The sequence below is a fragment of the Rhodococcus jostii NBRC 16295 genome (assembly GCF_001894825.1).
Taxonomy (GTDB): Bacteria; Actinomycetota; Actinomycetes; order Mycobacteriales; family Mycobacteriaceae; genus Rhodococcus_F; species Rhodococcus_F jostii.
In genome coordinates, this window is sequence record NZ_BCWY01000060.1 from 47986 (window position 1) to 63228 (window position 15243).

At 61.6% G+C, this 15243-nt stretch carries 12 protein-coding genes and 2 pseudogenes; 10 read left to right on the plus strand and 4 right to left on the minus strand.

Going from position 1 to position 15243, the window contains the following annotated elements; all coding sequences use genetic code 11:
- Positions 1–197: 197 nt before the first annotated feature.
- Positions 198–1661, plus strand: a complete 1464-nt coding sequence (locus tag RJ1_RS30585) for an MFS transporter (RefSeq protein WP_083400247.1) — start codon at positions 198–200, stop codon at positions 1659–1661.
- A 498-nt stretch (positions 1662–2159) separates the two neighbouring features.
- On the opposite strand, the gene RJ1_RS30590 is transcribed toward RJ1_RS30585, so the two are convergent.
- Together RJ1_RS30590 and RJ1_RS30595 are read right to left on the minus strand one after the other, a co-directional pair.
- Positions 2160–3641 carry an MFS transporter gene (locus RJ1_RS30590; RefSeq protein ID WP_073366262.1) on the minus strand — a complete coding sequence of 494 codons (1482 nt, stop codon included), beginning with the start codon at positions 3639–3641 and terminating at the stop codon, positions 2160–2162.
- A 185-nt stretch (positions 3642–3826) separates the two neighbouring features.
- Positions 3827–4705 carry a mycofactocin-coupled SDR family oxidoreductase gene (locus tag RJ1_RS30595; protein WP_275887624.1) on the minus strand — a complete coding sequence of 293 codons (879 nt, stop codon included), beginning with the start codon at positions 4703–4705 and terminating at the stop codon, positions 3827–3829.
- 851 nt (positions 4706–5556) lie between these two features.
- Between RJ1_RS30595 and RJ1_RS30600 the strand changes: the two genes are divergently transcribed.
- Entirely contained in the window at positions 5557–8853 is a 3297-nt protein-coding gene (locus tag RJ1_RS30600) for a protein kinase domain-containing protein (RefSeq protein ID WP_073366272.1), read from the plus strand.
- An 831-nt stretch (positions 8854–9684) separates the two neighbouring features.
- Positions 9685–9879 (plus strand): hypothetical protein, encoded by a 195-nt coding sequence (locus tag RJ1_RS48975; protein WP_143048778.1) that lies wholly within the window; start codon positions 9685–9687, stop codon positions 9877–9879.
- 141 nt (positions 9880–10020) lie between these two features.
- Here RJ1_RS48975 and RJ1_RS30605 read toward each other — a convergent pair.
- Positions 10021–10359: pseudogene (locus RJ1_RS30605) on the minus strand (undecaprenyl-diphosphate phosphatase); the annotation flags it as partial.
- A gap of 303 nt (positions 10360–10662) precedes the next feature.
- On the opposite strand from RJ1_RS30605, the gene RJ1_RS30610 reads away from it, so the two are divergent.
- The 7 genes and pseudogenes from RJ1_RS30610 (at position 10663) to RJ1_RS49365 (ending at position 14184) form a co-directional block, all read left to right on the plus strand.
- Positions 10663–11133, plus strand: a complete 471-nt coding sequence (locus RJ1_RS30610; protein ID WP_073366263.1) for a helix-turn-helix domain-containing protein — start codon at positions 10663–10665, stop codon at positions 11131–11133.
- A gap of 110 nt (positions 11134–11243) precedes the next feature.
- Positions 11244–11495: pseudogene (locus RJ1_RS48980) on the plus strand (IS630-like element ISMae25 family transposase); the annotation flags it as partial.
- 22 nt (positions 11496–11517) lie between these two features.
- The gene (locus tag RJ1_RS47980; RefSeq protein ID WP_255284914.1) at positions 11518–11805 is read left to right on the plus strand and encodes a transposase; all 288 of its coding nucleotides are present in this window, start codon (positions 11518–11520) and stop codon (positions 11803–11805) included.
- A gap of 497 nt (positions 11806–12302) precedes the next feature.
- Positions 12303–12752, plus strand: coding sequence for a universal stress protein (locus tag RJ1_RS30620; RefSeq protein WP_073366264.1), 450 nt, complete (start codon positions 12303–12305; stop codon positions 12750–12752).
- Between the two features lie 310 nt (positions 12753–13062).
- Positions 13063–13506, plus strand: a complete 444-nt coding sequence (locus RJ1_RS30625) for a helicase associated domain-containing protein (RefSeq protein ID WP_378380773.1) — start codon at positions 13063–13065, stop codon at positions 13504–13506.
- A 201-nt stretch (positions 13507–13707) separates the two neighbouring features.
- A complete protein-coding gene (locus RJ1_RS47985; protein ID WP_255284912.1) occupies positions 13708–13836 on the plus strand; it encodes a hypothetical protein in 129 nt (42 codons plus the stop codon).
- 63 nt (positions 13837–13899) lie between these two features.
- A complete protein-coding gene (locus RJ1_RS49365; protein ID WP_378380775.1) occupies positions 13900–14184 on the plus strand; it encodes a helix-turn-helix domain-containing protein in 285 nt (94 codons plus the stop codon).
- A 27-nt stretch (positions 14185–14211) separates the two neighbouring features.
- Here the strand turns inward: RJ1_RS49365 and RJ1_RS30640 are convergent.
- Positions 14212–15243, minus strand: a 1032-nt coding sequence (locus RJ1_RS30640; RefSeq protein ID WP_143169570.1) for a tetratricopeptide repeat protein, incomplete at its 5' end; no start/stop codon positions are given.

The window sequence follows — 15243 nt, forward strand, 5'->3', positions numbered from 1 at the left end:
TCGCCGGGCGCGAACCGTGACGAAATCGTCCGCCGACTTCGTAGCGGGACTCGGCTCGAATCGATGCCCACACAGCCGCCTTGGGCTGCGCCGAGGGTGATCACCGTCTCGCGCCCGGCACGCACGTCCCGACCCCGGCATCACACGGGCATAATGTATGCATAAAAGTAGACGTCGATACTGGATGGTTGTGATTCATGCTCGAGAACCCCCCGACATCGGTTGGTACGGGCGTTCGTCGTCCAGCCTTCATCACCGCAGCACTCGCCGGTTGTGGACTCATCTGCTCCTTCATGCAGACGCTCGTGATTCCGTTGGTACCGGAGCTACCGCACCTTCTATCAACCAGTTCCGCCAACGCATCCTGGATCGTGACAGTCACCCTACTCACGGGTGCCGTATGCACCCCGATCTCCGGAAGACTCGGTGACATCGTCGGGAAGAAGCGGGTGGCGTTGCTTCTTCTTAGCGCGATAGTCCTAGGCTCGCTGCTCGCGGCAGCGGCCACAACACTCGTTCCGATGATCATCGGTCGCGCGTTCCAAGGCGCGGGACTCGGCGTGATTCCGCTTGGCATCAGCATCCTTCGCGACACCATCCCCGCCAAAAGGCTCGGGCGAGCCGTCGCACTGATGAGCTCCACGCTCGGCGTCGGCGCTGCCGCGGGCATGCCGTTGTCGGCTGTCGTCTCCCAGCACTTCGACTGGCACACCTTGTTCTGGCTTTCAGCCGGCCTGAGCGTCATCGGCATCGCTGCCATATGGATAGTGGTGCCTGCCGGCCCGCAGCACAGGAACGCGCGCTTCGACCTCCTCGGGGCTGTCGGACTCGCGGTCGGACTCAGTGGGCTCATGCTCGCTGTGTCGAAAGGAGCGGATTGGGGATGGGCCGCCCCGCCAACAATCAGTTGTGCTGTCGGTGGGCTTCTTGTCCTCCTGGGATGGAGTGTCTATCAGTGGCGAGCGAGCAGCCCGCTCGTCGACCTCCGCGTCTCCGTACGACGGCAGGTACTTCTTACGAATCTCGCTTCGGTAGCAGTCGGTTTCGGGTTGTTCACCTCGCCCGTAGTCATGCCCAAACTGCTAGAGATGCCGTCCACTACCGGAGTTGGACTCGGACAGTCCATGCTGGTCACTGGTCTTTGCATGATGCCCACCGGTCTCATCATGATGGCGATGTCCCCAGTCGCAGCTCGGGTGTCAGATGCGTATGGGCCACGCGCGTGCCTGCTCCTCGGAATCATCACCATCACGGCCGGATACAGCCTTGCCCTGCTGCTCATGACCCAGACGTGGCACACCGTGCTGGTCGGTTGTTTCATCGGGGTAGGGATCGGATTCGCCTACGCTGCCATGCCAACCCTGATCATGCAATCCGTTCCCGAAAGCGAGACTGCCGCCGCAAATGGACTCAACACCTTGATGCGATCAATTGGCACCTCGGCTGCCAGCGCAGTAATCACAGTCATACTCGCCCAGGACGTCGTCACGGTGAATGGACACGACTACACCACGACCACGGGCTTCCGTCTCGCATTCGCAACTGCCGGAATCGCCAGTGCCGTCGCGCTGATCATTGCCTGGGCCATCCCACGACCTCACCGAACCGATGTCGACGCCCGCACGCCTGCGGAAGACCGGACGAGTATATCGACCACCTGATCTGATCCAGCCTGCGCGGTCGCGAACCAGCTGAGTCGGCGGCCCTTCCGTGTTGATCTGTCCCCGCTGCAACGCCGACCGCGCACGGCGGTATCTGATAACTGAGATCGTGACGACGGCCTCAACACACTGATGCTGCATTTCTCCACATCAGCTGCGGGCGTTGAATTTTGCCTATCCTCGGGCACTACATGGTCGTGTAGGCGGCCGCGAGTACACCACCACATCTGCATTCCAATCCTTGCTGCAGGACTGGCAGCAATCCATGCGCTCGCCCTGGCCTGGGTCATCCTGCGGAGAGCCACTGCAACTCCAGCAGAAATCACAGCAGCCGCCAACGGCAATGCCGTGCGGCCGCGGGCTGATGGCAAGCGGACCAGGCGCAGCACGCGGGAACGTCGGACGCCTCAATGCGATCCAAACGGCAAGCCCCACCTACCGGTGTGCGCCGCATCCCCAACCTCGGATGCGGCGCACACCAGCAGCTTCGGCCCCGTGTCATAGGTAGTCGGCTGGTGAATCTCTCAGCAGAACTATGCCTTCGGAGTCCGCCCCCGAATGCACCTGCTTCAACGGATCGACCGCGTCTCGGATGGTCGCGCGCCGCGCCGCCGCGGTGCACAGTCCCGCCGCGAGCACAGTCACGATGGCAAACACACTCATGAATCGGATCCCGTCCAGTCCGAAAGATCCTTCGACTCCGGGAAACAGACCATTCGCCAGACTGATCGGCACCGTCGCAAACACCGACTGCATCATCGTCGCCACCGTCATGTAGAGCGCGGCGGTCGACGCCTGACGATCGGGGGCCGCCCCAGAGAGCAGGAAGTTGATCATCGTGGCGAAGAATCCGCCCACAGCCAGTCCTGCACTGAGATGGATGGCACCGAACAGCGGGAGAGAACCGACGGCGAGCAATAGGGCCGCCGAACTGATCAACAAAACGACGGTAAGGATCGACTGGACGATCCCGAAGGAGTACCGACGTACGGCCCGGACCGGCACCACACCACCAACGAAGAAACCGAAGAAGAACAAGCACTGCACGAATGCGTATTGCGTTGCGTTCAAACCGAAACCGAACCCGCGTTCAGAGCCACTCTCGGCGACGAGCGCCGAGATGATGAGAAACAGCGTTCCGGTGCCGGCGATGAGCCCCCCGGCGGCCATCCTGTTTGCAACCCGTCGATCTGCGAGGATTCGGATATCGATCAACGGATCTGCCTTCTTCGTAGCCGACAGAATCCACCCGACTCCGAGACAGACACCTACCACAATCAACGCGACCACCAACGGCGACGTCCAACCCACCGTCGCCCCCAAGCTGACGCCGGCCAGAAGTGACGCGACCGCGGATCCGAGCAGGAATGCTCCAACGAAGTCGACAGAACCTTCCTTTGCCACTGGCGACTCGGGCACCACAAGGAGGAGGACCACCCCCGCGGCTGCGACCACCACAGCGAGCGCGAGGAACACGCCTTGGTACCCGTGGCTGTCCATCAGCGGCCCGGTGACGAACGGAACGAGCGAGCCGGGCAATCCAGCCCCGGTCACGGCCAACCCGACCGCCACCGGGGCGATCTTCGCAGGGAACGACTCACGGACGATCGCGGCCCCCAGTACGCAGCAAACGATGAGGGTGCCCTGCATTGCTCGACCGACCAGCAGCAACGAGAAGGTCGGCGCGACGGCAACGAGAAGGGATCCGAGACCTCCGCTCAACAGCGCAATCGCAGCTAGTCGGCGCTTTCCGTACAGGTCGGACAGTCGCGCAAAGAGCGGACACAGGACGGCAGACGCGAGTAGCTCGCTGGTGACGAACCATGAACCTTGATTCGTGTCGAACTCACGGTCGATGACGGGCAGGGACTGCGGACCGAGGATGATGGTGGCGATAGAGGCGACTTGACTTGCGATGAGGGTCAGCACGATGACGACGCGGCGGAGCGTCCACTCATCGGAGTGTGTCGTCTGGAGCATGGGTTTGTATTCCCTACATGTGTGTCCGAGGCTTGCTCGGAGGGATCTGATCGCGGGCTATCGCACTCAGCAAACGCACCGGGCCCGCTCACGGCCGCTGATGGACTCTCGCGCCCCGTCCGCTCGAGTGCGGAATCCGGGTCGCCGAACAGGACGTTCCTGTTCAGCTAGGTATACGACGAAAGTCAGCGGAGATTGGCTCCGGCGTCGATGCGCATCTCGCTGCCGGTGTAGAAACTCGATTCATCCGAACACAGCCATGCCACAGCGTTGGCGATGTCCTCCGGATCGACGGCGTTGACCGGGATAGCATTGACCAGGGTCGCGATGTCCTCCGGATCCGCCGTCGCGAATCGGTCCCGAACCATCTCGTTTTCGATCATTGGGGTGTTGACACCGGTTGGATGTACTACATTTACCCGAATTCGTTGATAGGCAAGAAGACTGGCGTAATTCTGAGCTAGGTTGACCAGCGCTGCCTTCGCCGCACTATAGCCCAGCAGACCCAATGAATGCGCTCCGAACGTGCGCATTTGCGGTTTGACCGCAGCCATCGACCCGGTGATGACGATGGAGCCGCCGTCGCCCTGCTCAACCAGCGTCGGGTACACGGTCTCGACAGTGTTGAGCACCCCGGTCAGCAGGACATCCAGACAGTCCTGCCACGCCTGCATGGTGTTCGACTCGGAACCCCACACCGGCATGACGCCCGCATTGGCAACGACGAAGTCGAGGCGACCGAACGTCGCGAGCCCCTCATCCAGGACCGCCCTCAGCGACGCGCGGTTCCGAACGTCACCACGGACCGCGATAATGCGGCGGTCACATCCTTCGACCAACTTGATCGTCTCGTCCAAGTCGCTCGGAGTGCTCATCGGGTAGTCGACGGTCTCGATCTGATCACACAGATCGAGACCGATAATGTCCGCACCCTCGCTCGCGAGTCGGACCGCGTGTGCGCGGCCCTGTCCGCGGGCCAGTCCCGTGATGAATGCGACCTTACCGTCGAACCTACCCACCATGATTGAGCCTCTCTGATAACGCGATTGGCGCTCGGATCCCATGCGGGGCCAAGCGCAACCAACCAAGGTCAGGATGCGCCCGACCTCTCGACACGAGACAACTCCCGACCCGTGATTGTGTACATTTTTGAATGTAGCACTCTCTTTAGTGATGTCAAGCACAGCAAATCGTAGGATTGGCTCGGGCCGACGACCCCCGCAGATGGCCTTCGGCCGTACACCGCCGTAGTACGTGCTCCGGCGAGGCCGTGACGTCCGCGGTGAGCGACGGTTACAGCACCAACGGGGCACTACTCGGCCCGAGCACCACGAGACGATAGCCTCAACGAGGCGGCTCGACTGCGGTTCGCATGCCCGAAAAGCCCTTGCCGGCTGCGGGCGAAAAGTGAGCCGCTGGTTCCGGCCGAAAAGCGCGCACCCTCCGACGACTGGAGCGTGACCACTGTGGCGGACTGGGCGTTGATCCGAATCTCGCCGGCACTTTGGTACTGCAACGACAGTATGTGATGTCGGTGTTTGTAGTGGCCGGCTCGGGCCCCGGCCTGGCTGGCGCGGCGTCAGTTCGACAGTGCCAGACGTGGACGAGGGCGTGTCGCACCGGGCAGGCGACGAAAGGTTCCCTGAAACCAACGGGAAGAATGACCATCGATCGGCGAGGCGGTGTAGGGATGCGGACCTAGCGGCGCGTGACGACTCGACCACTGCACAACCGACCGCTGGGTCTCTTGCACCGTGGGGTCAGTTCATCGAACTGACGTGTTCTACGGATCGATATCACCTCACATCTGCCGGACTCGCGTGAACGGCGATACTCTGTTCAGGTAGGCCAAATCGCCGAGATGATTCCAGGTGATGCACTTACGCGTGCACTAACACGATGAATGCAGCAGTCGATGACCGAGGATGATCCGCTCACCACGCAGCAGTGTCACGTTCCGACAACCGCCGAAGAGCTCGAGGCGGTCGGGTTTACCGATGCCCAGGAAATCGGGCGTGGCGGCTTCGGGGTTGTCTATCGGTGCCCGCAGCCAGATCTCGACCGCACCGTGGCGGTGAAGGTGCTCACTACCGATCTTAGCGATGAACACCGCGCGCGCTTCTTCCGCGAGCAACGCGCGTTGGGTCGGCTGACCGGCCACCCCAACGTGGTGACGATCCTGCAAGTTGGCACTACCGGTAGTGGGCGCCCCTACATCGTGATGCAGTACCTCCCGCGAGATTCTCTCGACATCAATCTAAGGAAACACGGCCCTCTTACTTCCGAGCAGGCGTTGCGGATGGGAATAAGGCTGGCCGGCGCTTTGGAGAGCTCCCATCGTCTCGGCGTCCTACACCGCGATGTCAAGCCCGCGAATGTCCTCGCCAACGAGTACGACGAACCAGTCTTGACCGACTTCGGCATTGCCCACATAACTGGTGGATTCGAAACCGCGACTGGCACCATCACCGGGTCGCCGGCGTTCGCTGCTCCGGAAGTGCTCAAAGGGGATCCCCCAAGCCCCGCTTCCGACATCTACGGCCTCGGTGCCACACTATTCAGCGCACTGACTGGCCACGCCGCCTTCGAACGTCACAGCGGTGAGCAGGTAGTGGCACAGTTCCTCCGAATTGCGACACAGCCACCACCCAATTTGCGCGAACACGGACTCCCCGAAGACATCACCGAGGTAATCGAGCGTGCAATGTCGACCGATCCCCAGCAGCGTCCCACTACCGCTGCAGAGTTCGGTGATGAACTGCGGACGATCCAGCTTCGAAACAATATTGCTGTCGACGACATGGTGCTTCCCTCATCGGAGCGGAGTCGGCTGCGGGAACGGAACGCGGACTCCCACTCACAGGATCATGCACCGCTCCAAGAACAATCATCGCCGCAACATGCCGTGCGGGTCTCCAAAGGAAATTTGCCCGCGGAACTCACAAGTTTCGTTGGCCGCAGACACGAGCTTTCCGAGACTAAGAGACTCCTTGCAACGAGTCGCATCGTTACACTGACGGGAATCGGCGGTGTAGGCAAGACCCGCCTGGCATTGCGCGTGGCTGAAACTATTCAACGAGCCTTTCCGGACGGTGTCTGGCTCGTCGAGTTGGGTGAGTTGCAGAACGCATCACTACTGACGGAAGTGGTCGCTTCGGCACTAAACCTGCGGAGCGACTCGGCGCGACCTGTTTATGACGTCCTGACAGGGTTTGTAGCATCTCGCGAGCTACTACTTGTGCTCGACAACTGCGAGCAGATCGTGGACGCTGTATCGAAGCTTGCTGAGAACCTACTGCGGGAATGCCCACGGCTGAAAATTCTAGGCACCAGTCGCGAGAGGCTCGGAATCGGCGGCGAAACGGTGATGCAAGTACCGCCTCTCACCGCACCCGAAACAGATCGAGCGCCTTCACTGCAGGGACTACCGCGTTACGACTCGATAAGGTTGTTTGCCGACCGCGCGGCCACTGCCATCCCGACGTTCGAACTAAACGAAGCCAACAAGGACGTAGTCGGACAGATTTGCCAGCGGCTGGAAGGGCTACCACTCCCAATTGAGTTGGCAGCAGCCCGCCTTCGGTCAATGTCTCCAGAACAGATCCTGCAGCGGCTGACTGACCGATATTCACTGCTAACTCGAGGAAGCCGCACGGCGCCATCACGTCAGCAGACGCTAAGGCTCAGCGTTGACTGGAGCTTCGAACTGTGCACCGAGCTCGAGCAACGCGCGTGGGCGCGCGCGTCAGTATTTGCGAGAGGCTTTGAACTCGATGCGGCAGAATACGTCTGCGGCTCGGGCTTGACCTCCGAGGAGTCGATAGATTTGGTCTCCTCTTTAGTAGACAAGTCAATCTTCATCAGGGAAGAGTCTGCTGGCGGAGTTCGGTTCCGCATACTTGAGACGCTCAGTGAATACGGGCGTGAAAAACTCACACAGATAGGCGAATACACGGTCCAACGAGAATTACATCGAGACTGGTATGAGCAGCTGTCCGTGAAAGCTGAATCTGAATGGATCAGCGCCCAACAGCTCAGATGGATCTCACGGCTTGAGCGAGAACAGCCCAATCTTCGAGAAGCGCTTGAATTCAGCGAATCACAGGGTTCGGACAAGGGCCTTCGCATTGCCGTCGCACTCTTTCACTTCTGGCATGTTCGCGGTCTCTACAGTGAGGGTCGACAATGGCTCAACCGTCTACTGGCAGTAAGCATCGATGCGCCCCTTGTCGACCGTGTCACGGCGCTTTGCGCCGACAGCATGCTTGCCGGCGACCAAGGTGACCGGACAACTGCGGCAGCCCTAATACATGAGGGGCGCAAACTTACCGCTCATACTCCTGACCCAGTGACGCACGCCTTGGTCGACCTCGCCGATGGATCTCTCGCGCTCTTCAGCGGAGATCCTTCTAAAGCACGCCCACTGCTTGAAGAGGCCGCTGATGCATTCGACGATCCGAAAGATCTCTCTTTTCGGATCCGCGCGCTCCATATGCTCGGAATCGCCTACCAACAGCTCGGTGAAGTGGACCGCGCACTCGAGTGGCAAGAGCGTGTACGCGTGACTACGCAAGCACACGGCGAGGTCGTGTACCAGTCTTACGCACTGTGGTGGATGGCATTTGCCACGTGGCGCCGCGGCGACAGATCGACTGCGATACGGTTGCTCGAACAGGGCTTGCAACTGATACGGCAGGCAAGAAGCCCGAGTAGTGTCGCCACTTCCCTCGAATTGCTGGCCTGGATTGTGTCTGAGGATAAGTCCGACCACCGACGCGCCGTTGTCTTGATGGGGGCTGCTGAGGAACTGGCGTACTCCGTAGGTTCCGCGCCAGTTGTGTTTCAGGATTTGCGGCGCATCCATCACGCCAATTGGGAGCTGGCGACGCGTAATACACTTGGAAAGCAAAACTTCGACACCTCCTTTAGAGAAGGACACGCACTCGATCTCGACGCGGCCGTTGCCTTGGCTCTCGGCGAGGAAGTCCCCAACGCACCTCGAACGGTTACCGACTCGTTGCGGATTCTGACTAAACGAGAGCGCCAAGTCGCGGAGCTGGTCGCCGAAGGACTAACCAACAGAGCAATCGCTGCCCGACTGGTTATTTCGCCCCGCACCGCACAAGGCCACGTCGAACACGTACTTACAAAGCTCGGATTCACGTCGCGGACACAGATCGCTGCGTGGGTAATTGAACAGGCACATCAGTGATTGGAGCAGCCACGTTTGCTGAATCGCCGACCTTCCGGCAGTTCCCGGAATCCGAGGTGCCGCCAGCGATACAACACGTGCCGCGGAATGCATTTCACCCGAGACCAGTTCCTTCCTAAACCGCACGATGCTGTCTGAGTCCGCCTTCGACTCGGACAATGGGGTTCTCCTTGGAAGGTAGGCATCGTGAACCCTGGAATGATCAATTCAAGCACTCGACCACCCATCACGGATCAACTGCGCAAGTGCCGTTCCCCTTGCCCTGGCCCTCATGAAGCGCGACTGTGAACCCGACTGCGGCGACGACCGAGGTGAAAGCACCGACGGTGTCGGACGTGCGCGTCTTGCGCACTTATGCTCCGGCCCAACGTAATTCGCATGCTGAGCAAACGATGCGGTGTCGCCCTCAACCTGTAGACGAGACATTCAGGTCGTCGACGCAGACCGTCCTTCTTGGGTCCCACCCGCAGTATTCGACACCACCCTCGGACGGGCGATGCGGTGTCAGTGGGCGTGGCGGAAGGCTTGTACGATCTCGGCACGGATCCGGCGTCGAGAGGGCCTCTCGTAGCATCGATTGCCTTTATCAATCGCAACAAGAGATGCCAGAAGTAGCCGTTTGCAGGCGGCGCGGCATCGTTGATGACCGAGTTACCAATCGCGACCCTTTTGTAGGAGGTGGGGTTGCGGTGTGTGAGTATGCGGATAGTGCGCCAGTTCCTGCGCAACAACTACAGCGTCGACGGTGCGCATTACAACCACCCTATGGGTTCCACAACACCACCGCGATCGTGGCCGACCTCGGATACACCATACCCACCCTCTGGCTCATTGTCGGATTCCTCAGTCATCACCGAGCAATACCCCCTCGACTGCGCAGGCAAATACTTCACCGCTCAGGCGATCGTGATCGGACACGCCAACCACCCGCCGTCACCCACGCCCTACCCCAACTGCTCGACATCATCAAAGGAACACATGCTGTCCCTTGTCACCCTGAACGACGTGCTCATTGCGCCCCGGTAGCGGCCCGACGCGGCCGACCAGCTCTACCGGCCGGTCCCGACCGGCGAACTAACGGAGAAGACCGCAAAGCAGATTTCCGCCTCGGGTACTGGCTGAGCACCCAGGCGGCGCTGCCGCTCTCGCGCACGCCCCTGTGATTCATCAGGCGAATCGCATGATCGAGAGGACTCCGACGACCAGGCAGTAGACGGCGAACGGGGTCAACGTCCTGGTCACGAAGTAGCGGGTCAGGAACTTCACGGAGGTACGCGGCGACACCGGCGACGAGGGTCCCGACGAGGACCTGTCGGTGCACGCCGTCGCCCTGCGGTCCGGCGAGGGTGGGCAGGTTGAGGACGCCGGCCGCGAGGATGACCTGGGTGACCAGCAGGAAGGCGAACTTGGCGTCCTCGTGCCTCAGTCCGTGGAACAGGCCGCGGCCAACGTCACGCCCGAACGTCCGATCCCGGCCAACAGTGCCAGGCTCTGGATCACCCCGATGCCTGCCCCTTCCCGATAGTTCAGGGCATCCAGGGGGCGTTCTCTCGGTTCGTCCGACACCGCTTGCGGCCCCACTGCGACCGGCTCGACAGCCGCGGACACCCGTCGACGTAGTACCAAGATCCGACGAGTGGCACATGACATAGAGATTCCGGACGGGCCTTCGGTCGTTGGGTGAATGATCTTCGGCAGCGAGGAGAGACAGTTACTAGTAGCGTGTCGCTGCTTAGTTCTGTCCTGTTTTCGTTGCAAGGTTGGGGCGGCAGACTTCCCCTTCCCCTCTGCCGGTCAGGACTGTTGTCAATGCCTTCGCAGAAGAAGCGTCCGGTGACGTTGAGCTCGGCTGATCGTGAGTTCTTGGAACGGTTGACCACGACCGGGGTGCATCCGGCCTCGATGATCCGGCGGGCCCGGGTGTTGCTGGCGCTGGACACCTCGGTCGGGGTGGTTGATGAGAAGGAAGTGATCGCAGCACGGTTGGGGGTCTCAGGTGAGACGTTGCGGCTGGTGGCCAAGCGGTTCGCTGAGACCGGTCGGGACGTGGAGGCCACGATCGGTCGCAAGCAGCGTGACCTCCCACCGGTGCCCTCGCAGATCACGGGGGAGATCGAGGCCAGGTTGATTGCGTTGGCCTGCTCGAAGCCGCCCGAGGGTCGGTCGCGGTGGTCGCTGCGACTGCTGGAGAAGCACGTCGCGTTGACCGAAGGGATCCCCGACCTGGACCACTCAACCATCGGCCGGGTTCTAAAAAAACGAAACTTCGTCCTCACCTGAAGAAGTGCTGGACCATCCCACCAAAGGCCAACGCAGAGTTCGCGGCCCGCATGGAAGACATCCTGTCGGTCTACGCCCGGATCTACGACCCGATGCGGCCGGTGGTGTGCATGGACGAAAAGCCCTACCAGCTCCTCGCTCACGCGCGTGACCCGATCCCGGCAGGCCCGGGACGCGATCTGAGGGAGGACTCCGAGTACGTGCGGCACGGGACCTGCTCGATCTTCTGCTGGGTCGAGCCCCTGGCCGGATGGCGGCGTGTCGATGCCCGGCCCCGGCGCACCAAGATCGACTGGGCCGGACAGGTCAAAGACCTTCTGTGCGTGGACTACCCCGACGCAGAGACGGTGGTGCTGGTGATGGACAACCTCGGGCACTCACGGAATCGGATCGCTCTACGAGGCCTTCGAGCCGGCCGAGGCGTTCGCGCTCGCGCAGCGGCTCGAGATCCACCACACCCCCAAACACGGCTCGTGGCTCAACATTGCCGAGATCGAACTCTCCGTGCTGACCCGCCAGTGTCTGGACCGGCGCATCGAGGACCTCGAGACACTCAACTCCGAACTCGCCGCCTGGCAACGACAGACCAACGCCGATCAACGCCAGGTCCAGTGGCACTTCACCACCGACGACGCCCGCATCAAACTCCGCCACCTATATCCCAACACTTAGCCGCGACGGTCTACTAGTACCTTGCCGCGCACCGGTGCCACGACATGTGTCGCCCGACGAAAGTCCTTGTGTTTACTGCATCACATTATCTGGACTCACGCGTCATGGGCCATAGGATTGGCCGCGCACCGGCTCGCTGCCCATCTTAGCGCGGGTTGGTGCTCCGACCCCGCCAGCCAAACCCCCAGTGGCTGACGGGGTCTTCCATGCTTCGGCAGTCCGACTGACCAGACTCGGGACCGTCGATTGGGGACCCGCCATCCGTGCCGACGGATGGCGGGCTTCCGCTGTCTCAGACCGGGAAATTGTTCCACTTGACCAGAAAAGGTTTACCCCTTTGTCATTCGCCGACCAGCTCTTTCGCCCGGTATCGACGGTTGCGTATCGATGCACCATCTATCTGGACTCAACATAGGTTCGCCCAAGGCCGAAACCCGGCCCCGCCGCGATGCAAATCCGGCCGTCAACGCTCGGCTCGTGGAGAGGACGCACCTTAAATGGACCGGTTCGATCACGAGGTGAACGGTTCCACACTCATCGTCGTTGGTGTCGATGGTTCGGATTCGTCGTGTCGCACCGCTGCTTACGCCGCAGGTCTCGCCCGGAGGCAGCGATCGCTGCTGGTCACTGTCTATGTCCAGCCCATCCCCTCAGCCTTCGCCAACCTGGGTGGAGCGATCTTTCGGGTCCGGTGGGAATTCCGCACCCTCCGCGGTGACCCGGCCAACGGATTGATCAATGTGACCGACGAGCTTCGGGCCGACGCCATCGTGGTGGGCGCCTCCGCGAGCGCCCGACACCGCATCTATGGCTCGGCCGCCGTACGCCTGGTCAGGGTCGGCCGGCGGCCCGTCACCGTTTCCCGTGAATCGATAATACCGGTCCCCTCGACGTTCCTCCGCATCAGCACCTCTGCAATGCGCAAGGGCCGACCGTCGTGGTGCTAGGTCCCGATCGACGTCAATCGATCCAATTGACAGTCTCTATGCCACAACACTAAACGACAGAAAGATACTGAAGATATTGACTGAGATACGTTCAACGATTCACGGCCCACTTGTTCGGCCACCTAAGCGTTCTGGTCGACGGCCTCGACCGCGTCAGCCGCAGGGCTCGGGGCTTGAGCCGTTACATATGTGATGTGGTGGACATACTCGAAATGAAGGACGATTGGACTACTGGACCGTCATGATTGACGCGAAAGGATCGATTTCGGTGCGACCAGCGAAAACCCGAACATTACTGTCGCCACTGCGGATGTACGCAGCGTTCCGTCGCACGCACCCGCACGCTTCAGTTCCGGACGACTACGTCACCGAGAACGGATACCGTCTCGGGCGATGGCAGACCCGTCAGCGTGTCGCCCGGATGCTCGGAACACTGCCGGCCAGCCGTATTAGCGAGCTCGACGCGATTGGTTTCGTGTGGAGCGAGAATGGGCGGCCCCTCCCGGCGGTCGCGAGGACGGATTCAAAGCGTCGGCGCATGTTGACGGCGATCGCCGCATACCGCGAAGAGCACGGTGACGCTATGGTGCCCGCCAACTACGTCACCGATGATGGTGAGCAGTTGGGGCAGTGGTTGTATCGGGCTGTCAAGAAGTGGCGCGCGCATAACCTGCCGGACGAGGAGCGTGCACCGCTAGCATTGCTAGGTGTGTCACCGGCATCCCGGCCGCGGGGTCCGCGCACAGCGGCGTAGCTTCTCGCGTGGTGCCGGTCCGGCGCCGATCACAAGGGTCGCAGCCACTCGCGTAGTCAGAACCTACCGGGTTTCGCGGTATCGATCTCAGTGATGGTGCCGTGCGTTGGCTTTCGCCTAATCGGCTGGCCTTCCCAAATCCTGACCCCTGTATCCACTTGGGTTCAAGTATCGTCGCACATCCTCTTGGTAAAGAATCGAGTGAAGATAGGACGACCCGGCCGCAAGCGCCGCCTCGCGCTGGAGGACGAGTGCTGGAAGGTGATGGCCTCGGGGGACGGCGAGGCCTGTCGGCGGCTGGGGATCGCGCGCACCACCTGCTATTACTGACACTCCCAGCGAGGTGGGCTGCTTCGGACTGCGCTGCCCGAGGATTCTCTGTCCGGACGCTACCTGTCATTCCTGGAGCGCGAGCGCATCGCCGTCCTGCATGCTCAGCAGTGCAGTGTTCGTGAGATCGCTCAACGCCTGAATCGGGCGCCGTCGACGATCTCACGGAGTTGCGTCGAAACATGCGCGCCGGCGACGACGGGAATTTGCGACGCCGGTCTGGCGCGCTCGCGAGCTCGGGAGCAGGTTCGTCGTCACCGGCGGAACATCTTCGCTCGAGACAGTGCGCTACGGCAGGACGATCCACGACCTCACCGAAATCCGCTCAACCGCAGGCAATATGACTGACCGCCGCATGGTCTCGAACCAGACATGTCAGTTCTGATCGCGTGTCTGTTCCGCAACCCAGGCCGCGACCTGTGTCCGGGAGGTGAAGCCCAGCTTTGTCAGGATGTGCTCGACATGGCCTTGCGCGGTGCGCGGTGAGATCACGAGGCGGTCGGCGATGGCCTGATTGGTCAGACCTTCGGCGATGAGGCCGGCGACCTGGCGTTCCCTCTTGGTCAGTCGCGTCGACGCGTCGGCGTCGGACGTGGAGGGGCTGGGCGGATGTTCGTGGAGGGCGTAAGCGATGGCTGCGTCGAAGCCGAGCTGTTCACCCTTGCGGTGGGCCGACGCGAATGCTTTACCCCCAAGTACCTGGCGAGCCTTCTGTTCGCAGTTCTGTTGGTAAGAAACCAGATTGGAATGTATGACGGCAGCACTTCCCACCGAACGCGCCAACCCGTCGGCAGCTCCCATCAGCACTGCGGCCCGAGCTGGGTCGCGCCGCTCGCACGCGATCCAGGCCAGCGCTCCGAGGCAGGCGATGGCGACACGTGGGCCGTGCACTTGCCGGGACAGCTCCAGCGACTGCTCGAGAAGCCGGACCGCACGATCGGTATCGCCCTGTCGCCACACGGCAATCCCCAAGGCCCACAGCGAGTACGACCCGTACATCTTCTCGCCGTATCGTTGTGTGATCGCGAGAACACGCTCGAGGAATTCGATCGCCTGGTCCGTCAGGCCGGACAGCCCATATACCAACCCCAACGAGTACAGCACACCGGTTTCGAGTGTGCGTTCCCCGCGTCCGCTGAATGCCGCGAGCGCGGTTTCGAAGTGAGAGCGGGCACGTCCAAGATCACCGCTGTGGAGGGCGAGCATGCCGTCCGCACACTCGACGACAGCGCGCATCATCAGGTCACTGGTCTGCGCGGTGAGCGTGCGCGCCTCCTCGACGAGCGCGGTCCCAGCCTGGAGGTCAGCCTGCGCATCGGCCATCATACTGGCGCAGTACAACGCCTTGACCCACTCCAGGGTGGGCGGACCTGACTGGCAAGCTCGCAGTCGGTCGAGCCAGCGACG

What these genes read in the sequence shown, in the direction of transcription:
- RJ1_RS30600 (WP_073366272.1), top strand. Translation starts at nt 5,557, where the DNA reads ATGACCGAGGATGATCCGCTCACCACGCAGCAGTGTCACGTTCCGACA.
- RJ1_RS30590 (WP_073366262.1), bottom strand. Translation starts at nt 3,641, where the DNA reads ATGCTCCAGACGACACACTCCGATGAGTGGACGCTCCGCCGCGTCGTC.
- RJ1_RS30585 (WP_083400247.1), top strand. Translation starts at nt 198, where the DNA reads ATGCTCGAGAACCCCCCGACATCGGTTGGTACGGGCGTTCGTCGTCCA.
- RJ1_RS30625 (WP_378380773.1), top strand. Translation starts at nt 13,063, where the DNA reads ATGTACGCAGCGTTCCGTCGCACGCACCCGCACGCTTCAGTTCCGGAC.
- RJ1_RS30610 (WP_073366263.1), top strand. Translation starts at nt 10,663, where the DNA reads ATGCCTTCGCAGAAGAAGCGTCCGGTGACGTTGAGCTCGGCTGATCGT.
- RJ1_RS30620 (WP_073366264.1), top strand. Translation starts at nt 12,303, where the DNA reads ATGGACCGGTTCGATCACGAGGTGAACGGTTCCACACTCATCGTCGTT.
- RJ1_RS30595 (WP_275887624.1), bottom strand. Translation starts at nt 4,705, where the DNA reads ATGGGATCCGAGCGCCAATCGCGTTATCAGAGAGGCTCAATCATGGTG.